This window comes from Devosia sp. LC5 (assembly GCF_000735585.1).
Classification (GTDB): Bacteria; Pseudomonadota; Alphaproteobacteria; order Rhizobiales; family Devosiaceae; genus Devosia.
In genome coordinates this window covers 31,410-51,183 of record NZ_JNNO01000047.1, presented here as the reverse complement: position 1 = coordinate 51,183, position 19,774 = coordinate 31,410, and the positions used below count along the sequence as shown (strand labels likewise).

17 protein-coding genes are annotated in these 19,774 nt (G+C 63.7%); 10 read left to right on the top strand and 7 right to left on the bottom strand.

The window, feature by feature from the left end; translation table 11 throughout:
• Positions 1-32: 32 nt before the first annotated feature.
• From FF80_RS20205 to FF80_RS20190, 4 genes are all read right to left on the bottom strand, one after another.
• Positions 33-866, bottom strand: coding sequence for a TIM barrel protein (locus FF80_RS20205; RefSeq protein ID WP_035103687.1), 834 nt, complete (start codon positions 864-866; stop codon positions 33-35).
• A 76-nt stretch (positions 867-942) separates the two neighbouring features.
• Positions 943-1,764 carry an amidohydrolase gene (locus tag FF80_RS20200; protein ID WP_035103685.1) on the bottom strand — a complete coding sequence of 274 codons (822 nt, stop codon included), beginning with the start codon at positions 1,762-1,764 and terminating at the stop codon, positions 943-945.
• A gap of 219 nt (positions 1,765-1,983) precedes the next feature.
• Positions 1,984-2,577, bottom strand: a complete 594-nt coding sequence (locus tag FF80_RS20195) for a YdcF family protein (protein WP_035103683.1) — start codon at positions 2,575-2,577, stop codon at positions 1,984-1,986.
• Between the two features lie 413 nt (positions 2,578-2,990).
• Positions 2,991-4,229, bottom strand: coding sequence for an aminopeptidase (locus tag FF80_RS20190; RefSeq protein WP_035103681.1), 1,239 nt, complete (start codon positions 4,227-4,229; stop codon positions 2,991-2,993).
• A gap of 209 nt (positions 4,230-4,438) precedes the next feature.
• On the opposite strand from FF80_RS20190, the gene FF80_RS20185 reads away from it, so the two are divergent.
• The gene (locus tag FF80_RS20185) at positions 4,439-5,329 is read left to right on the top strand and encodes a lipid kinase (protein ID WP_052153804.1); all 891 of its coding nucleotides are present in this window, start codon (positions 4,439-4,441) and stop codon (positions 5,327-5,329) included.
• Positions 5,330-5,879: 550 nt separating this feature from the next.
• On the top strand, positions 5,880-7,688 hold the full coding sequence (locus FF80_RS20180; protein ID WP_035103680.1) for an ABC transporter ATP-binding protein: 1,809 nt from the start codon (positions 5,880-5,882) through the stop codon (positions 7,686-7,688).
• Between the two features lie 36 nt (positions 7,689-7,724).
• Here the strand turns inward: FF80_RS20180 and FF80_RS20175 are convergent, their stop codons facing one another.
• The gene (locus FF80_RS20175; protein ID WP_035103678.1) at positions 7,725-8,150 is read right to left on the bottom strand and encodes an organic hydroperoxide resistance protein; all 426 of its coding nucleotides are present in this window, start codon (positions 8,148-8,150) and stop codon (positions 7,725-7,727) included.
• A gap of 288 nt (positions 8,151-8,438) precedes the next feature.
• Positions 8,439-10,733 (bottom strand): Tex family protein, encoded by a 2,295-nt coding sequence (locus tag FF80_RS20170; protein ID WP_035103677.1) that lies wholly within the window; start codon positions 10,731-10,733, stop codon positions 8,439-8,441.
• A 169-nt stretch (positions 10,734-10,902) separates the two neighbouring features.
• On the opposite strand from FF80_RS20170, the gene FF80_RS20165 reads away from it, so the two are divergent.
• The 6 genes from FF80_RS20165 to FF80_RS20140 all read left to right on the top strand — a co-directional run bounded on the left by FF80_RS20165 (position 10,903) and on the right by FF80_RS20140 (position 16,421).
• The gene (locus FF80_RS20165; RefSeq protein ID WP_152558451.1) at positions 10,903-11,289 is read left to right on the top strand and encodes a hypothetical protein; all 387 of its coding nucleotides are present in this window, start codon (positions 10,903-10,905) and stop codon (positions 11,287-11,289) included.
• Between the two features lie 52 nt (positions 11,290-11,341).
• Entirely contained in the window at positions 11,342-11,863 is a 522-nt protein-coding gene (locus FF80_RS20160) for a DUF1775 domain-containing protein (protein ID WP_035103675.1), read from the top strand.
• Between the two features lie 248 nt (positions 11,864-12,111).
• Positions 12,112-13,695, top strand: a complete 1,584-nt coding sequence (locus FF80_RS20155) for a copper resistance protein CopC (protein ID WP_035103673.1) — start codon at positions 12,112-12,114, stop codon at positions 13,693-13,695.
• Between the two features lie 89 nt (positions 13,696-13,784).
• Positions 13,785-14,702 (top strand): VOC family protein, encoded by a 918-nt coding sequence (locus FF80_RS20150; protein WP_052153824.1) that lies wholly within the window; start codon positions 13,785-13,787, stop codon positions 14,700-14,702.
• Between the two features lie 160 nt (positions 14,703-14,862).
• Positions 14,863-15,864, top strand: a complete 1,002-nt coding sequence (locus FF80_RS20145; RefSeq protein WP_035103671.1) for a zinc-binding alcohol dehydrogenase family protein — start codon at positions 14,863-14,865, stop codon at positions 15,862-15,864.
• Positions 15,865-15,875: 11 nt separating this feature from the next.
• Positions 15,876-16,421 carry a DUF924 family protein gene (locus FF80_RS20140; RefSeq protein ID WP_035103670.1) on the top strand — a complete coding sequence of 182 codons (546 nt, stop codon included), beginning with the start codon at positions 15,876-15,878 and terminating at the stop codon, positions 16,419-16,421.
• Positions 16,422-16,439: 18 nt separating this feature from the next.
• Here the strand turns inward: FF80_RS20140 and FF80_RS20135 are convergent, their stop codons facing one another.
• The gene (locus tag FF80_RS20135) at positions 16,440-17,282 is read right to left on the bottom strand and encodes a MurR/RpiR family transcriptional regulator (protein WP_052153803.1); all 843 of its coding nucleotides are present in this window, start codon (positions 17,280-17,282) and stop codon (positions 16,440-16,442) included.
• A 100-nt stretch (positions 17,283-17,382) separates the two neighbouring features.
• Between FF80_RS20135 and FF80_RS20130 the strand changes: the two genes are divergently transcribed.
• A complete protein-coding gene (locus tag FF80_RS20130) occupies positions 17,383-18,153 on the top strand; it encodes an N-formylglutamate amidohydrolase (protein ID WP_035103669.1) in 771 nt (256 codons plus the stop codon).
• 34 nt (positions 18,154-18,187) lie between these two features.
• Positions 18,188-19,702: an amino acid permease gene (locus FF80_RS20125; protein WP_035103668.1), complete on the top strand. Its 1,515-nt coding sequence runs from the start codon at positions 18,188-18,190 to the stop codon at positions 19,700-19,702.
• The last annotated feature ends 72 nt before the right edge of the window (positions 19,703-19,774 follow it).

Here is a 19,774-nt window from a genome sequence, read left to right as displayed (position 1 = left end):
GCTGAATTTGCCGGCCTGTAGTGGGCAGCGAGCTACGCCTCCAGCCGCGTCGTCACGAAATCCCGTTCCGCTGCCAACCCGTGCCATTCCCCCGGCACCTCGCTGTCGAAAATCAGCGTGTAGGGTCCCTTGTATCCGGCCTCTTCTGCCGCCGCGATGCATAGGCCGTAATCGGCCTCGTCCAGGTCGCCATCGATGAAGCTGGCCTTGGCGTGGCACAATTCGGCGCGGCCGAAAATCGATTGCAGATCGGCATATTTCTCCGGCCCGGTCCAATTGCCCATATCGGCCAACAGCCCGACCCGTCCGTCCAGCTTGTCGAGCAAATAATGCACATGCGCCGGTTCGGCCAGCAGGTCGAACCAGTTCTCGGTCACCAGCCGCACCTTGGAGCCGGCATTGCCATCGGCCAAAGTGGTCAGCGCCTTGACCGAGCGGTCCAGCGCGTCGCGCGTCGGCTTCTGCTTGCCCGCGATCACCCGCGCATTCCCGGCGCCCAGTTCGTTGGCGACTTCGAGCCAGCCGGCAATCCACTTGGTGTCGCGCGCGCCATGTTCGGGATGGCTGATATCGCCGGCATCGATCAGCAGCGTCTGCAGCGTCACGCCGGACACTTTGAGCTGGTCGCGCAATTCCCCCAGATAGACCGGGTCGCGGCTGCGCAGGTGAAACGACACCAGTTCGAGCCGGTGATAACCATGGTTACTCAGCACCGATGGGAGGCCAAGGAGCGATTCTTCGCCGTCGCCGTAGCGCTGGTCTTCGGGGCCGATGGCACTCGTGGTCAGGTCATGGGGATAAATGCTGCCCAGAATGCGATGCAGCGACCAGGTAGAAACGGCGATTCGGTCGGCGATGGAGGCCATGGGGGTAATCCCTGTTCTTGTTACCAACCAGAGTGCAACGGACCGGTGACGCCATCAAGGCGGCACGCAGTAAAATTCAGGCTTTGTAGATGCGTTCCGCATTGCGATGGAACAGGCGCGCCTGTTCGTCCTGGCTGGCGCCTTTGACGATCTCGCGGGTGGCTTCGACCCAGCGGGTGAGCGAGCCGGTCTTGGTGACCACGGGATGGTCGGAGCCCCACACCACCCGGTCCCAGCCGAAGCACTCGATGATGTGTTCGACATAGGGGCGCAGCGTGTCGATGGTCCAGTCGGGGCCGGAATAGGCAATGATTCCAGACACTTTGGCATTGAGGTTGGGCAGCTTGGCAATCGCCTTGATGTCGGCGCGCCAGGGATCGAGCCCGGCGCCGGTGACATCGGGTACCCCGCAATGATCGAGGATGAACGAGGCATCGGGCGCCCGCTCCACCAGCATTTTGCCGATGCCCAATTGGTCGGCCCGCACGCAGAGGTCAAAGCTCAGATCATAATCGGGCAGGTGGCGGATGTTTTCGACGAACAGATCGGATTGGCTGAGATCATCGGGCGCCTCATGCAGGATGCGGCGGACGCCCTTGACGTGCGGGTGCTCGGACAGCCGCTCGATCTGGTCGACAAAAGCCGGGTTTTCCGGGCGGCAGGCGGCAATGGCGCCGATGATGCGGGGCAGAGCGAGCACGTATTCGGTCTCGGCCAGCATGTCTTGTTCAGCGACATCGACCTCCATATGCAGCGCCGATTCGATGCCCAGCGGCACGGCTTCGGCAAAGTAATCCTCGAGGGTCCAGGTGCGGTTGAGTACCGGCTGGCCAGCCAGCCAGGGATAGGAAAACTGGCGGGGATAAACCAGGTGCAGATGGGTATCGAGAATGCGCATTGGGGTCTCCTCACCGCCACTTCATCGTAACATCAGGCCCGTTTGCGTTAACGGACTGTTAGGACCAACCGCCATTCGCTGAGGCTGGCCTGCAAATGGCAGTTTTCTGCGCTTCCGGTGCTCACGTACCCAAATGTACGTTCCGCTCCGGTTCTCGAAAACCGCCATTTTCGACTCAGCCTGAGCGAATGTCGATTGGTCCTAAGCATCGAGAGCCACTCACAGCCCCGCCACCAGATATTGCCCCATGAACCACACTTCGCGGGCGAGAAACGGCATGGTCGTCTCCCAACTGAGATAGCGGCTGGTGGGGGTGGGTGAGGGTTGGGCGCTCAGACCCGCCCGGCCGGCGATCAGCATGGCGCGGCGCATATGCAGCGGATCGGACACGATCAGGATGCTGGAAATACCCGCCTCGGCCAGCACCGGGGCGGCAAGGGCAAAATTTTCGATCGTGGTGCGCGACTGGTTTTCCTCGATGATCGCTTCGGCCGGAACGCCATTGGCCACCAGCCAATTGCGGCTGGCTTCGGCCTCGCTGAGCTTATCCTCGGGACTGCGTCCGCCGGTGACCACGATATGGCTGACCTGGCCGATGTCATAGAGCGCCTTGGCATGACGCAACCGTTCGGCCAGCACGGGGCTGGGGCGATCCCACAAGACCGCCGCACCCAGCACCAGGGCGGCATCGGCCTTCTGGGCCGAGGATTGGCCGGCATAGCGCCAGATATCGAGCGCCAGCCCGCCGGCTACCGCCACGATGAGCAGCGACAGGGCAAAGATCGCACGATAAATGCGGTGGACGAGGCGCATGCTGCCGGTTCTCTGGTTGGTGTCTCCGGTCCCGTTTGGCACATTCTGGAGCCACCCGCCACGAGAACGGGGCGGAATGATGGAAGCCGCATCCACCCCAGCCACGGTTCTCCCTCGGGCTTGACCCGAGGGCCTCTCTCAATCCGGCGCAAGCGGCGAGTGGCCCTCGGGTCAAGCCCGAGGGAGAGCGGTGACTCAAACCGTCCACGGTGTCATTCCGGCGAAGGCCGGAATCCATGCTGTGAAGCATCCACCAACACCAGTGGTTGTGGGACCATGCGGACATGGATTCCGGCCTTCGCCGGAATGTCACCGCGTTTCTTGGATGCGCCCAGGGTAAGCCCTCCTCATCAAAGGGAGGGTGAGCCCGGTGGAGGACCAGATTATGCGCCACGCACCGGGCTTGGTTCAGCCTAAGCCCACTCGCCCTTGCGCATGACGGGTTCGCTGCTGCCGTCGGCGTGGACGCCGTCGATGTCGATCTTGTCCGAGCCGATCATCCAGTCGATATGGATGTTGGAGGTGTTGCCGCCCCGGGCGAGGATCTGCTCCTGGGTCAAATCCTTCCCGCCCACGAAGCAATCGGCATAGCACTGGCCCATGGCGATGTGGCTGGAGGCATTTTCGTCGTAAAGCGTGTTGTAGAACAACAGGCCCGAGGCCGAGATCGGGGAGGAATGGGGCACCAGCGCCACTTCGCCCAGGCGGCGGGCGCCTTCATCGGTGTCCAGCACGCGGTTGAAAATGTCCTGGCCCTTGGAGGCCTTGAGCTCAACCAGGCGGCCGCCCTCGAAGCGCGCCTGCATATCCTCGATCAGCGTGCCATTGTGGCTGAGCGGTTTGGTGGAGCTGACAATGCCCTCGACGCGCAAGCGGTGGGGCGTGGTGAAGACTTCCTCGGTCGGGATATTGGGATTGCAGGTAATCCCGTTCTTGGCTTCCGAAGCGCCGCCCTTCCAGCGGTGGCCATCGGCCAGGCCAATGGTCAGGTCGGTGCCCGGGCCGGAATATTTGAGCGAGGCGAAATTCTTGCCGTTGAGCCAGCTCCAGCGCTTCTTGAGATTGGCATTGTGCTCCTTCCAGGCGGCAATCGGATCGTCCACATCGACGCGGGAAGCCTTGAAGATGGCGTCGGCCAGCTTGCCCACGGCAATTTCTTCGCTGTCATCGGGGAACATCAGCTTGGCCCAGGCGGCATTGGGGTAGGAAACGATATTCCAGTTGATATCAAAGCCGGTGATCAGCTGCAGGGCGGGTTTGTAGGCGGCCGAATTGGCGCGGTTGGCGCGGGATACCTTGTCGGGGTCCTGGCCGGCCAGCATCATCGGATTGTCGCCCGAAATGGCGAGGCGCGCCGTATTGGCCTTGAAGGCTTCGGCCATGCCGGCATAGAGCCAGGCGGCACCTTTGTCGAAACTCTTGTCATTGGCATATTTGTAGCGGGCGAGGGTGGCTTCCTCATCCGAATAGATGGTGGTGACCAGGCCCGCCCCGGCTTTATAGGCATGCTCGGTGATGCGGCGCACCAGCGGCGCTGCGCTCATCGGCGCGGTCATCAGCAGGTCCTGGCCCTCGGCCAATTGCAGCCCGACCTTGATGGCCACCTGGGCCAGCTTGTCCAGTTTGACGGGATCGATGGGAGTGGCGGTCATTGGGCGTCAGCCTCTTGGTTTTTGAATCGCTGAAGGCTGAGCCTAGCGCTGCTTTGTGGGCAATGTCAGCCATATAGGAAAAAATGTTGCGTGAGGGTGGTCCCCACCTGCCGGCTCGCATGACCGAATGGTAATGTGGCAGCTCTTGTGACATTCCGCCGGGTCGACCATTTAGGGCACCTGCCCACAAGCGATCGGACCTCTCATTCATGACAGCTGCCATGCCTTCCCGCCGTCGCGGCCTGATGCTGGTCAATCCCAAATCCCGCCGTGGCGGCGCGGCGCTGGAGCCGGTGATTGCCCGGCTCGAAGCGGGTGGCATCGACGTGGTGGTCGAGCGCTTCGAGACACCCGAGGAAGTGTCAGCCGATATCGCCCGGCGGCGGCACGAGGCGGATCTGGTCATTGTCTGCGGTGGGGACGGCACCATCAATTCGGCGGCCAAGGGCGTGCTCGCCACGGGGCTGCCGATGGGCATCCTGCCCATGGGCACGGCCAACGATCTGGCGCGGACGCTGGCCATTCCCGACGATCTGCTCAAGGCGGCAGATATCATCGTGGCGGGCCATCAGCGCCGCATCGACCTGGGTGAGGTCAATGGCCATCCGTTTTTCAATGTCGCCAGCCTTGGCCTCAGCGCCGATCTGGCGCGGGGGCTGACGCCGGAAGCCAAGAAACGTTGGGGGAAGCTCGGCTATGGGCTGGCCGCCATTCGCGTGCTGGCCTCGGCGAGGCCGTTCCGGGCGCAGATCATCGGCGACGACGGCGCGGCGGTGACCGTCAAGACGCTGCAGATCGCGGTGGGCAATGGCGTGCATTATGGCGGCGGCACGGTGATCCACGAAGACGCCACGATCGAGGATGGGCATCTCGATCTTTATAGTCTCGAGCTCAAGAACGTCTGGAAATTCGGGCTGATGCTGGGTGCCTTCCGGCGTGGCCAGCATGGCGCCTGGGACGAGGTGCGGACCTCCAAGAGCACCGAATTCGACATTCGGACGCGCGAGCCGCGCGAGATCAATACCGATGGGGACATTGTCACCCAGACGCCGGCGCATTTTATTATCAGGCCCGGTGCGATTGCGGTGTTTGCGCCGTAGGGGTGGTGCCACGACCTCGTGGTTCGACAGGCTCACCATGAGGTCTACTGGTAAGACGTGATCTCCCCATGGACCTCATCCTGAGCTTGTCGAAGGACGAGGTCGTACCACAGGGTGCGGCGCAAGCGGGGAACGGCCCTCGGGTCGAGCCCGAGGGAGAATCCGGGTGAGGGCGAGGGCGGTGATGGCTGGGATGGCGGAGGGCCATTGCCGCCACTTCGACTGCGGCATCTTTGCAACTGCTTTTGGTGGGCCGTCACAATGGGGTGAAAAACCGGGTTGGCAAAGCCGAACGCTTTGGCTAGTAATCGTCTACCGCTTCAGATCACAACCAAGGGAGGCGTCATATGACAGTAATGTTTACCGCTTCCCCCATCGGCATGGCACACCGTTAGGTCCCTGCCATCCGCGGCCCGCCGACAAGGCCAGCCGCCCGCGGTTTTTCCATCGCAGCCATTTCTGATCTGACGGGAATATTTGTCCCGTTCCCGGCTGTGCCTTTCATGACTTTCACATAAGGGCCGGCGCGCTTGGCGTCCGGGTCACCACCATGAGTCGCAAGAAGCTCGATTTCCGCGCCGACGCATTCGCCAATGTGCTCGGCTTCACGTTCCATCATTGGGCCAAACAGCCTTGGCGGGCCACCGGCATTGCCCTGCTGGTGCTCGCCGCCACGCTGGCGGAAGCCTTCAGCCCGGTTTTTGCCGGGCGGCTGGTCGACGCCGTCGCGTCCGGCAGCGGGCAGAACGAAGCCTTCTGGGCCCAGGCGCTGAGCGCGTTCTGGATCATGGCGGCGCTCTATCTGGGCTCGGTTGTGCTGCGCCAGTTCGTCTATTTCGGCGTGATCGCCTTCACGCTGCAGATGATGAATGACGTCATCACCAATGCCTTCCATCGGGTGCAGCGCTTCTCCTCGGATTGGCATGCCAATAGCTTTGCCGGCTCCACGGTGCGCAAGATCACGCGTGGCTCGGGCGCGCTCGACCTGCTCAATGACGTGTTGCTGGTAGCGCTCTGGCCATCGCTGGTCATGCTGATCGGCGCCACGGTGATCCTTGGTGCGGTCTGGCCGGTTATGGGTCTCGTCGTGGGCCTGGGCTCGCTGATCTATGTGGCGGTAACCGTATGGCTGTCGCTGGGCTTCGTCGCCCCCGCCGGCGCGCTGGCCAATGCCTGGGACACCAGGATGGGCGGCGCTTTGGCCGATGCGGTGAGCTGCAATGCGGTGGTCAAGGCCTTCGGCGCCGAACAGCGTGAAGAAGCCATTCTGGCTCGCGTCGTCAGCAAATGGCGCAAGCGGACCCGTCGCGTCTGGCAGCGCGGCACGCTCAATGGTGGCGCGCAGGGCCTGATGATGGCCATCATGCAGGCGGCCATTCTGGGCACCGCGCTCTGGCTGTGGCAGCAGGGCGCGGCGAGCCCGGGCGACATCACCTTCGTGCTCACCATGTTCTTCGTGCTGCAGGGGCATCTGCGCGATGTGGGCCAGCATATCCGCAACCTGCAGCGCTCGGTCAATGACATGGAAGAACTGGTCGCGCTCGACAAGCAGCCCTATGGCATTGCCGACAAGCCTGGTTCGGGCAAGATCAAGATCGGGGAAGGCGCCATCGCCTTTAACAATGTGACGTTCCAATACGGTTCGCACGCCACCCCGCTCTATCGCGATTTCTCGGTGAAGATCGCCCCGGGCGAGCGCGTCGGGCTGGTGGGTCATTCGGGCTCGGGCAAGACGACTTTCGTCAAGCTCATCCAGCGGCTCTATGACGTCAATGGCGGTGCCATCACCATCGATGGGGTCAATATTGCCGATGTGCAGCAATCGAGCCTGCGCAGCCAGCTGGCCATCGTGCAGCAGGAGCCCATCCTGTTCCACCGCACGCTGGCCGAGAACATTGCCTATGCCCGCCCCGGCGCCTCGCGCGCCGAGATCGAGGAAGCGGCTTTGCAGGCCAATGCGCATGACTTCATCCTGAGCCTGCCCAAGGGCTACGAGACCATGGTAGGCGAGCGTGGCGTCAAACTCTCGGGCGGCGAGCGGCAGCGTGTCGCCATTGCCCGGGCGTTCCTGGCCGATGCACCGGTGCTGATCCTGGACGAGGCCACATCGAGCCTGGACAGCGAAAGCGAAGTGCAGATCCAGGAGGCGATGGAACGGCTGATGGTCGGCCGCACCACGCTGGTGATTGCGCATCGGCTGTCGACCGTGCGGGCGCTCGATCGCCTGCTGGTGTTCGACAAGGGCCGGATCGTGGAGGAAGGCGATCATGCCAAGCTGATCACGCTCAAGGGCGGCATCTATCGCCGGCTGTTCGAGCGGCAGGCGCTGGAACTGACCAAGGGGCTGAACGTGGCCTGATAGGAAGCGCCGGGGTGAGAGCCCCGGCGTTGTTTTTTAGACCACAGCCAAATCCACCTCGAACCCCTTCCGCGATACCTCGCTATAGGGGCAGATGACATGGGCACGCTTGACGATGTCTTCGACCTTGGCCTTGTCCATGCCCGGCACGTCCACCTTGAGCGCGGCCTGGATCCAGAAGCCTTCGCCGTCGTCGCGGTCGCGGAAGCTGACTTCGGCGGTGACCTTGGCGTCTTCGGGAATGGTGTCGCCGCTCTTGCGGGCGGCCGCCTTCATGGCGCCCAGGAAACAGGCCGAATAGCCCACCGCGAACAATTGCTCGGGATTGGTGCCGCGTGCGCCGTCGCCGCCGATTTCCTTGGGCGTGGTCAGGGTCACGTCCAGCACGCCATCATCGGTTCTGCCATGGCCCGAACGGCCGCCGGTGGAGGTGGCCCTGGCGGTGTACATGATCTTGGTCATTCAAACGTCTCCTTGCACTGCGCTTGCCCGCCCCTGCGGCAGGTCACGTGAGGAGGGAACGTGCAAGTGGCGGAATGGTGGCGGCTTTGGAGCAATCGATTTTGCGCCAAGGCTATCGCCCATGCCGGCTCACCTCGCCCCTCAGGGGAGAGGCCGGCGCGTAGCGTCGGGGGTGCGATGCTGCAACGGGAGTGGTGTCCCGGCATCGCACCCCTCACCCTGACCCTCTCCCCTGAGGGGCGAGGGGACGAAAGAGCCCGGACTTTTTCATGGTGTGCAGATCGTGGCTTACTGCTTTTTGCGCATCGCCTCATTCAGCCGGTCGCCGAGCGAGCCCAGTGGGTTGGACGGCTGTTGTGGCCGCTGCGATGGGCGGACCGGCTTGTCGCGGGGCATCTCGCGCGGTGCATTGGCGTCGATCTCGCGGCGCATGGTCAGGCCAATGCGCTTGCGGGCGACATCGACTTCGACGACGCGCACCTTGACCACGTCGCCGGCCTTGACCACGGCATGGGGGTCCTTGACGAAGCTGTCGGCCAGCTGGGACACATGCACCAGCCCATCCTGATGCACCCCGATATCGACGAAGGCGCCGAAGGCGGCGACATTGGTCACCGTGCCTTCGAGCTGCATGCCGGGTTTCAGATGCTTGATGTCATCGACGCCCTCGGCAAAGGTCGCCGTCTTGAAGGCGGGGCGGGGGTCGCGGCCGGGCTTTTCCAGTTCGAGGAAAATGTCGCGCACGGTCGGCAGGCCGAAACGGTCATCGACGAAGCGGGCGGGATCGAGCCCGGCCAAAGCCGATTTGTCACCCATCAGGCTGCGCAGGTCGCGGCCGCAGGCGGCAACGATCTTGCGGGCAACGCCATAGGCTTCGGGGTGGACCGAGGAGGCGTCGAGGGGTTCGGCGCCATTGCTGATGCGCAAAAAGCCCGCACATTGCTCGAAGGTGCGCTGGCCCAGGCGCGGCACTTCGAGCAGGGCCTTGCGGGTGGGGAAGGGGCCATTGGCGTCGCGGTGGCTGACAATGGCCTCGGCCACCGACCCGCCCAGCCCCGAAATGCGGGCGAGGAGCGGGGCGGAGGCGGTGTTGAGATCGACACCGACCGCGTTCACCGCATCTTCCACCACGCCATCGAGCGAGCGGCTGAGCCGGTATTGATCGACATCGTGCTGATATTGCCCCACGCCGATCGCCTTGGGCTCGATCTTGACCAGTTCGGCCAAGGGGTCCTGGAGGCGCCGGGCGATGGAGACCGCGCCGCGCAGCGAGACGTCGAGATTGGGGAATTCGGCGGCGGCCAGCTCGGAGGCCGAATAGACCGAGGCCCCGGCTTCCGAGACGATCACCTTGGTCGGCCTGGGGGCGGGCAGGCGCTCGATCAGGTCCAGCACCAGCTTTTCGGTCTCGCGGCTGCCCGTGCCATTGCCGATGGCAATCAGCTCGATCCCGTGCTTGGCGATGAGGTGCTTGAGGCTGGCCTGGGCGCCCATCACATCGTTGCGCGGCTGGAACGGATAGACCGTATCGGTATCGAGCACCTTGCCGGTGGCGTCGATCACCGCGACCTTGACGCCGGTGCGAATGCCGGGGTCGAGCCCCATTGTGGGGCGGGCGCCGGCCGGGGCGGCCAGCAGCAGGTCCTTGAGATTGCGGGCAAAGACCGCAATGGCTTCCACCTCGGCCCGTTCACGCAATTCCACCATCAGATCGACCGAGAGCGATACCCGCAGCCGCGTGCGCCAGGCCCAGCTGGCGACCTCGCGCAGCCAGGCATCGCCGGCCCCCGGCCCCTGGGCTTCAAGGGCCGAGATCACCAGCCGCTCGACTGGCTTGATCGGGTCGGTCACATCCGCATCCACCTCGATTTCAAGGCTGAGCATGTCCTCGTCGCGCCCGCGCATCATGGCCATGGCGCGGTGCCCGGCGACTTTCGTCCAGCGCTCGGAATGGTCGAAATAATCGGAAAATTTGGCGCCGGCCTCTTCCTTGCCGGTCACCACACGCGCCCGCAACATGGCCTTGTCGCGCATATGCTGGCGCAGCCTTCCGAGCAGAGCGGCATTTTCCGACAGGCCCTCGATGACGATATCGCGGGCGCCTTCCAGCGCTTCCCTGGTGCCGGGCACGTCGGGGGTGATATAGGCAGCCGCCAGCGCCACCGGATCGGCGCGGCGGTCGGCCAGGATCGCCTCGGCCAGCGGGCCCAATCCGCGCTCGCGGGCAATCTCGGCCTTGGTGCGGCGCTTGGGCTTGAACGGCAGGTAAAGGTCTTCCAGCTCCGCCTTGGTCGCCGCGCCAATGATGGAGGCGGTCAGAACCCGCGTCAGTTTGCCCTGCTCCTCGATGGATTTCAGGATCGTCGCCCGCCGCGCTTCCAGCTCGCGCAGATAGCCCAGCCGCTCGGACAAGAGGCGCAATTGCGTATCGTCCAGCCCGCCTGTCACTTCCTTGCGGTAGCGGGCGATGAAGGGCACGGTCGCCCCGCCATCCAGCAATTCGATAGCCGCCAGGGCCTGGGCCGGGCGGGCGGCAATTTCAGTGGCAATCTGGGTGGCGATACGGGTGTCGAGGTCGGCCATGAATGTGTCGGATGCTCCAAATCGAGGCGCGACCATATCGGGCTTGCTCGGGGGATGACACCCAATCGCCCGTGATATCCTCAGCTCACGAGCGATGCCACCTGCGACATCTGTAGCCTTGTCGCAGAGCGAGCCCCGCGCTACAGCCTTACCACGGGGGAAGGTTTGCATGCCGTTTCGGAACAGGACCATAGCACGCGAGATGGGCGCCGCTTTTGCGGTGCTGGCCATCTATGTGCTGACGCTCCTGGCGCCGCTGCATCAGGCCGCCGGACTGCAGCGCGATCTGGCCAGCATCGGTTTTGCGACCGACATTGGCTGGTCAATCTGCGCGCCACTAGCTCAGGATGCCGACGGCAACAAGACGACGGTTGCGGTCAAATGCGCCGCTTCCGGCATAGCCAAGAACGAACTGGCTTCTGTCGAGCCGGCAGTGCTGCATGTCGGGATCATCCGCATTGGCGAAGTCGTCGCCTATGCGCTGCGGCCCGCGCCCGATGCATTCGCCATGCCGGCCCATATCGGGCAAGCGCGCGCCCCGCCAGCTTTGGCCTGATCCAAGCGGCAGCTTTGCTGCCAATCAGACCATTTTATTGCTGGAAATCATCATGATCCGTATTTTTGCTCGCGCGGCTGTGGCCGTCGCAACCCTTGCTGCCCTGTCCGCGCCCGCCTTTGCCCATGTCACGCTCGAAGTGAAAGAGGCCAAGCTCGGCTCCACCTATAAGGCCGTGGTCCGCGTGCCCCATGGCTGCGGCGCCGAGGCGACGACCACGTTGCGCATCCAGATTCCCGAGGGCTTCTACAATGTGAAGCCCATGCCCCATGCGGGCTGGACACTGGAAACCGTCACCGGCCCCTATGCGGGCAGCTATGACAATCACGGCACCACCCTGACCGAAGGGGTCAAGGAAATCGTCTGGTCGGGCGGCAGCCTGCCCAATGAATTCTACGACGAATTCACCTTCCGCGGCACTTTTGCGGGAACGCTCGAGCCGGGTCGGTTCTACTTCCCCGTGGTGCAGGAATGCGCCAATGGCGAGGAAGCCTGGATCGACGTGACCGGGGCTGAGGATGCCGAAATGCCCGCACCCAGCCTGGAACTGCTCCCGGCGGATGCGGGGCATTAAGGGCTGAGCGCTGCGATCGGCTTCCCTCCCCCCCAGGGGGGAGGGAACATACAAATTCAGGGCGTCATCGTCCCCTCGCCCCTCAGGGGAGAGGGTCAGGGTGAGGGGTGCGATGCTGGGACACCACTCCCGTGGCAGCATCGCACCCCTCACCCGGCGCTGCGCGCCGACCTCTCCCCTGAGGGGCGAGGTGAGCCCGGCATATGCGATAATTTCCCCTCAAGAGGGGAGCGCTTGTGGAGTGCATCATGCGCCATTTCCGGATCATTCTTGCGCTCAGCCTGTTGCTGGCCTTGCTTGTGCCTATGCGGGCCTGGGCGCATGCGCAATTGCTGTCGGCTGATCCGGCTGACAATGCCGTGCTCGAGAGCGCGCCGCAGGCGGTGCAGCTGCAGTTCAACGAGCCGGTCAGCCCGCTCGCGATCAGCCTGATCGGCAGTGATGGCGGCAAAAGCGATCTGCTCGCTGGCACGACCGGCGGCGAGAGTGTGGCGGTGACGCTGCCGGCTGGTCTGCCCCAGGGCACCCATGTTCTGAGTTGGCGGGTCGTGTCCACCGATGGCCACCCTATTGGTGGCTCGCTGGTGTTTTCCGTCGGCACGATTACCGGGGCCGCCGCGGCAGAAGTGAGCGATCCGGCTGTCGGTGTGATCTTGTGGGCCAGCAAGGCGGTGCTGTTCATCGCCCTGTTCGCCGGCATTGGCGGGGCGGTGTTCGGATCGGTGGCGAGCCTGCCGTTGGGGGCGGAAAAGGCTTCTATTGGCCTGGTGATCATCGGACTGCCGGCTGCCGTGCTCAGCTTGTGGCTGCAAGGGCTGGACGCGCTTGGGCTGCCGCTGCTGTCGGCCAATGCGCGCATCCTGGACACCGGTTTTGCCACCAGCTATGGCGCGACGGTTCTGGCCATCGGCATCGGATTTCTGCTGGCGTTGGTTGCGCTGTGTTTGAAGCGGGGCAAGGTAGCGGCCGTTTTTGCCTGGCTCGCGCTGATTACCGGCGCGCTCGCGCTGGCGCTGAGCGGCCATGCCGGCGCCGCCAGCCCGCAATGGCTGACCCGGCCCGCCGTGTTCCTGCATATTGCCGGCATTATCTTCTGGGCCGGTGCGTTGCTGCCGCTGTTTTTGTTGCTGCGTGAGCGCAGTGCTGCGGCCGATCAGGCGCTGGCGCAATTTTCCCGCTTCGTGCCCTTTGCCGTGGCGCCGATCGTGTTGTCCGGCGTGACCCTAGCGGTGATCCAGATGGGCTGGCCTGGTCCGCACTGGCTGGCGCCCTATGGTCTGATCCTTGGCGCGAAACTCTGCCTGCTTGCCGTGCTGTTTGGCCTGGCGCTGTGGAACCGGCTTTGGCTGACCAGGCCGGCTCTGGCTGGCGACGCCAGTGCGCGGCAGCGGCTGCGTCAGTCAATCGTGCTCGAAGTGCTGCTGATCCTGGTCATCCTTGGTCTGGTGGCAGGCTGGCGTTTTACCCCGCCGCCGCGCGCTCTTGCCACGGTGGAGGCGGGCATTCCCGCCGAGCCGCTGATGCTCCACCTGATGGACGCCACGACCATGGCCATGGTCAGCCTGGCGCCGGGGCAGGCGGGGCCGGTTGGTCTCGACATCTGGCTGACCGATCTTGAGGGCATGCCGATCTCCCCGCTCGATGTCGCGGTGACGCTCTCGGCACCCGCTTTGGGTATCGAGCCGTTCACGCGGGTCGCCACCGAGCAGGATGGCCTGTGGTCTGTCGAGGGGCTGACCATCCCCGTGGCCGGCATCTGGCGCATCGAGCTGGACATCCGCGCCAGCCGGTTCGAATTGATCAAGCTGGCGGACGAGTTGACTGTTCCCTGATCACGGCCAAGGCGATCACACTGTTCGATGAAGCGGGGATGCCCGGCTGGCCGGATGCGCCTATCTTGAGGCCAATCAAGGAGGCCATCATGATCGATGCCAGCATCCAGACCGACGTTCGGTCCAAGCCTGTCCTGCCGCTGACCACAAGTCTGGGGCCGGTGCATATCGCCGTCACCGACCGGGCCCGCGCCCTTGCCATCTGGCAGGATGTAGTGGGGCTCGATCTCATCGCCGAGCAGGGCAAGGAGCTGACCCTGGGCGCCGGCGGCAAGCCGCTGATCGTACTCGAAACCGGCGCTGTCCGGCCCAGCCAGCGCCACACGATCGGGCTTTATCATGTGGCCATTCATGTACCGCGCCGGGCCGACCTGGCGCAAATGGCTGTGCGGGCACTGCAGCGCAATGTGCGGATTTCGCCCACCGACCATCTGGTTTCCGAGGCGATTTATCTATGGGATCTCGATGGCAATGGCATCGAAATCACCTTCGAGACGCCCTGGCGCGGCACGCTGAGCGACCCGGAAACCGGCCATTATGCCGTAACCAGGGAAGGCAAGCCGCATTCGGGCCGCGACCCGATCGATCTCGATGGCCTGCTGGCGGAACTGGGTGAGAGCCCCGTGGTCGCGCCCCGCATGCCGGCCGGCACGCGGATCGGGCATGTGCATGTCCATGTCAACGACCTGCATATGGCGATGGATTTTTATCGCGATGTCATCGGCTTTGCCGGGTTCATGCTGATCCAGTCCTTCGGCATGGGCGATGTGGGGCTCGACTACATGCCCCATACCATTGCCTTCAATATCTGGTCGGGCCCCAATGCCGGCCTGCCGCAGGCGGGGTCGGCCGGACTGCGCTGGTTCACGATTGTGGTGCCGGATGGGACGACGCTTGATGGGGTTCGGGCTCGCTTGGCTGCCGCCAATGCGCCGGTTGCCGAAGCAGAAAATGGCATCGAAACGCAGGATCCGTTCGGCAATCGGATTAGGGTATTGGCGGGCTGAGGGGAGCGATGCTGGTGGAATATTGCAGCATCGCACCCCTCACCCGGTGCCGCGCGCCGACCTCTCCCCTGAGGGGCGAGGTGAAGTCCGTCTCAGTCTGCACTTTCTGTTCGCGCACTAACATGTTAGTTCTCCCGCCAATGAGGTGGGAGAACCAGACATGCGAGCCATTTGCTGTGCCGCGCCGGGCGAACTGGCATTGATCGAGATCGACCGGCCGGCGCTGAAGCCCGGCTGGGTTCGCGTCGGCATCCGCCATATCGGCATTTGCGGCACCGATTATCACATCTACGAAGGCAAGCATCCGTTCCTGCAATATCCCCGCATCATGGGGCATGAATTGAGCGGAGTGGTGCTCGACGCCAATGGGGCAACGAGCCTGCGCGACGGCGATCCGGTAGTGATCAACCCCTATCTGCCCTGCGGCCATTGCCCGGCCTGCCGCGAGGGCAAGACCAATTGCTGCGAAACGCTGAGCGTACTCGGCGTGCATGGCGATGGCGGCATGACCGAGGAGATCGTCATGCCCGAGGCCAATCTTTATCCGGCGGGCGATCTGTCGTTGCGCGACGCGGCCATGGTGGAATTTCTGGCCATTGGCGCCCATGCCGTGCGGCGCACCGAACTCAAGCCGGGCTGGCGGGTGCTGGTGGTCGGCGGTGGGCCGATCGGGCTGGGCGCGGCGTTTTTTGCCCGCATTGCCGGCGCCGATGTCACCATTCTCGATGCCGCCGCCGATAAGCTCGAGGCGGCTCGCGGCTTCGGGTTCGGCGCGGCCTCGCTGCAGGATCGCGAAGGCGAGGCGTTCAAGGCCAAGATGGCGACCGGCTTTGACGCGGTATTTGACGCCACCGGCGCCATTCCCGCCATGAACCAGGCCGTGCATTATTGCCGCAATGGCGGCGCGCTGACGCTGGTCGGCGTGGTCAAGGGCACATTGAGCTGGGAAGACCCCGAAATCCACCGGCGCGAGCTCACCATCCGCGCCTCGCGCAATGCCACGCGCGAAGATTTCGAGCATGTCATGTCGGCCATCCGCCGGGGGGAAGTGCCCACAGACCATCTGGCCACCCACGCCACCAGCCTGGACGATGTGCCCAAGAATCTGCCCAAATGGGCGCATGAACGCGAGGGGCTGATCAAGGCGATCATCACGGTTTAGGAGATAGGGCGATGCGCAGCAGTCACGATGTCATCCGGTTCTGGTTTATCGACCACGGCAAGGACGATTGGTTTGGCGGTAAACCCGAATTCGACGCGGCTTTGGCCCAGGCTTTTGCGCAAACCCATGCCGAAGTGGCGCGGGGCGAAGCCTGGCAATGGCGGCGGACATCGGAGGGGCGGCTGGCCGAAATCATCGTGCTCGACCAGTTCTCGCGGCAATTGCATCGCGGCGTGCCGGAGGCCTTCGCGCAGGACAAGATGGCCCTGGCACTGGCGCAGGAAGCCATTGCCGCCGGGGCCGATCAGGCGGTGCAGCCGGAATGGCGGAGCTTTTTCTACATGCCCTTCATGCATGCCGAATCGCTGGTGATCCAGGAGGAGGGGGTGCGGCTGTTCACGGCTCTGGGCAATGACGAGCAGCTGAATTTCATGGCCGGTCACCGCGACTGCATCGCCCGCTTCGGCCGGTTTCCGTTCCGCAACAAGGCACTGGGGCGGGTGAGCACGGATGAGGAAGTGGCTTATATGAAAGAGCAGGGGGATCGCTCGTTTTAAGGAGGTATCCCGATGCCCTTACGGCACCCCACCGGGCTCGATCGAGCCAATCCGTTTGCTCGCAATCGGCCAGGCCAGTTCTGTCACCCGCGCAATGATCGCCTCGACCAGCGTGAACAGTGACCCATTGGCGTCCCAGGTGCGATCGAGCGCCGTGCGGCAGGGCAGCACCAATTTGGCATAGCGCGACACCGGGCTCATCCATTCGTCAGTGATAAGGATGATCTGTGCCCGCCGGGCCGCCAGCTCGCCAGCCGCCTCGAGCAGGCTTGGATCATAGCGCCGCACGTCGAACAGGATGGCCGTATCACCGGGGCGGACGTCGATCATCTGGTCGGCGCGGGTGGCGGGGCGGCCGTCAAAGCGGCGCATGCCGGGGCGGATCAGCCGCAAATGGGCCTCCATATAACCGGCCAGGAAATCGGTGAAACGGCCGCCGCCCAGATAGCATTGGCCCTTGGCCTCGGCGATGCGCTGGCAGACGGCTTCAAATTCCGATGGCGGGATCAGTCCGGCCGTGCCGCGCAGATTGCCGGCGGCCTGGCTAACGAAGCGGTCAAGGAAATTGTCGTCGCTGGCGCTCGCACTGGCCGATTGGCCGCGCTGCAGGGGGGATTTGGCGCGCTCCTCCAGCTCGTCGCGCAGGGCGCGCTGGAAATCGGGATAGGATTTGTAGCCCAGTTGCGAGACGAACCGCAGCACGGTGGCTGAACTCGCGCCGGCCTGCTGGCCGAACTCGGCCACGGGAGCCAGGCCCAGCGTGGGATAGGCGCCGAGCAGGCCGCGGGCAGCACGCTTTTCGGCCGGGGTCAGCCGGTGAATGGCGTCGTGAATACGCGCGGCGACGCTTTTTCCCTCCAAGATGGCCTCCGATTTTCTGAAATTCAGATTTCAGTATTGACAGATTTTGCAATTACGGAACACTTGATACAGAAGTTAATTGGCCACGCGTAGAGGGAAAGTGGACGCTAGCGCAGAAAAATCGGTGCAGGTACTCAATGCGCGGGGGCAATCGCCCTACGTCATCGTATGCGATCATGCCTCCAATCGCCTGCCGGCCAAATATGGCGATCTGGGCCTGAGCCAGACCGAGCGGGTCAGCCATATCGCCTGGGACCCCGGCGCGCTGGCGGTGAGCCGCGAACTCTCGCAATTGCTCGATGCGCCGCTGGTGCAATCGACGGTGTCCCGGCTGATCATCGACTGCAATCGCGATCTGGACGCGCCGGACCTGATCTGGACGCTGTCGGAGACGACACGGATTGCAGCCAACGAAAATATCGACGCCGAAGAACGGCAATACCGGATCGAGCACTTCCACCGGCCCTACCACGCTTCGATCGAAACCCTGCTCGAAGCGCGCCGCCATGCGGGGCAGGAGACGGTTCTGGTCTGCATGCATTCCTTCACGCCGGTCTATCATGGCGTGGCCCGGCCCTGGCCCATCGGGCTGATCCATGGCGCGGATGCCAGCTACACCAAAGGCCTGTTCGATGCGCTCAAGGCCGAGGTGCCCGAGATGAATATCGGCTGGAACGAGCCCTATGCCGCGCTCAATGGCGTGACGCTGACACTGGAGAAACATGGCGACGGGCGGGGGCTCGATGCCAGTATGATCGAAATTCGCAATGACGAAATTCTCGAACCTGCCGGCGTGACCCTGTGGGCCGACCGGCTGGCCCGTTGTCTTGAGGCCGCACGATTGGCGCGGAAAGAGGCGATGGCAATCTAGACTCTACCGGGGCTAACAATCAGGGGACGTGGTTATGGCTGAGACAAGGAAGGTCGGCAGTGTCGCCTATGCGACGCGCGACAAGGATTATTTCGAAAAGCGCGGCCTGCAACGCTATGCAGGCATCTGGTCACTATGGGCGCTGGGTGTTGGCGCGGTGATTTCCGGTCACTTTTCGGGCTGGAATTTCGGCTTCATGACTGGCGGCTGGGGCGGCATGGTGGTTGCCGCCGGCATTATCGCCATCATGTATCTGGGCCTGGTCTCATCCATCGCCGAAATGAGCCCGGCTCTGCCCCATACCGGCGCGGCCTATTCCTTTGCGCGCACCTCGATGGGGCCTTGGGGCGGCTTCATCACGGGCCTGTTTGAAAATGTCGAATATGTGCTGACCCCGGCGGTGATCGTCACCTTCATTTCGGGCTATTTCGGCTCGATTACCGGGCTCGACACCGCCTATTATCCCATATTGTGGATCGTGTTCTTCGCCATATTCCTGGCGCTCAACATCTATGGCGTGGCGCTCAGCTACAAGGTCACGCTGGTGGTGACGCTGATCTCGCTGGCGGGCCTGGTATTCTTCTGGTTCAGCGCCTTCCCCAATATCGACTTCTCGCGCTGGGCGCTCAATATCGGGGTCGGCCCGGATGGCGCCGCGGTCGAATTGCCCGAGGGCAATGGTTCGTGGTTCCCCTTTGGCTGGCAGGGCGTGCTCGCCAGCCTGCCCTTTGCAGTCTGGCTGTTCCTTGCCATCGAGCAGGTGCCGCTGGCCGCCGAGGAATCGGTTGACCCCAAGCGCGACATGCCCAAGGGCATCCTGCTAGGCTTCTGCACGCTGCTGCTCAGCGCCTTCATGATCGTGCTGCTCAATCCATCCATTGCCGGGGTTGGCTCGTTCAGCCTGGGCTCCTCGCTGGAACCGGCATTGCAGGGCATTCGCGCCATTTATGGCGATGCTGCCGCACCCATTTTCGGCATTGTCGCCCTGATCGGGCTGGTCGCCTCGTTCCACACCATTTTGTATGCGCAGGGCCGTCAGGTCTATTCGCTGAGCCGGGCGGGTTATTTCCCCTCCGCGCTGTCGGTGACCCACCCCACCTACAAGACCCCCCATGTCGCCATGATTTCGGGGGCCCTGCTGGGCCTGGCCGTGATGCTGGTGATCTGGTTCGTCAATGGCGGTGGCGGCGCGGGCGAAACCCAGCTAGGCGACGATATTATCGGCTCGGTGCTGCTCAACATGGCCGTGTTCGGCGCAATGCTGAGCTATATCATGCAGGCGCTCAGCTTCATCATCCTGCGCCGCAACCTGCCCAATATCGAGCGGCCGTTCCGCTCGCCCGTGGGCATTCCGGGCGCCGTGCTGACCATCATCATCGCGGCAATCACCCTGTTCTACCAGCTGCAGGACCCGAACTTCTTCAAGGGCGTGATCTGGGTCGTGCTGTGGTGCGCGGTGGGCATTGCCTATTTCGCAGTAATCGGCCGGCACAAGCTGATCATGTCGCCCGAAGAAGAGTTCGCGCTGGAACACAAGGCCATTGCCTAAGGGCCAGGTTCTAACCCCCGCTCGCGGTGCCGGAGGGGCATTGCGGGCGGGCACGCCACAAAACAAACGAGG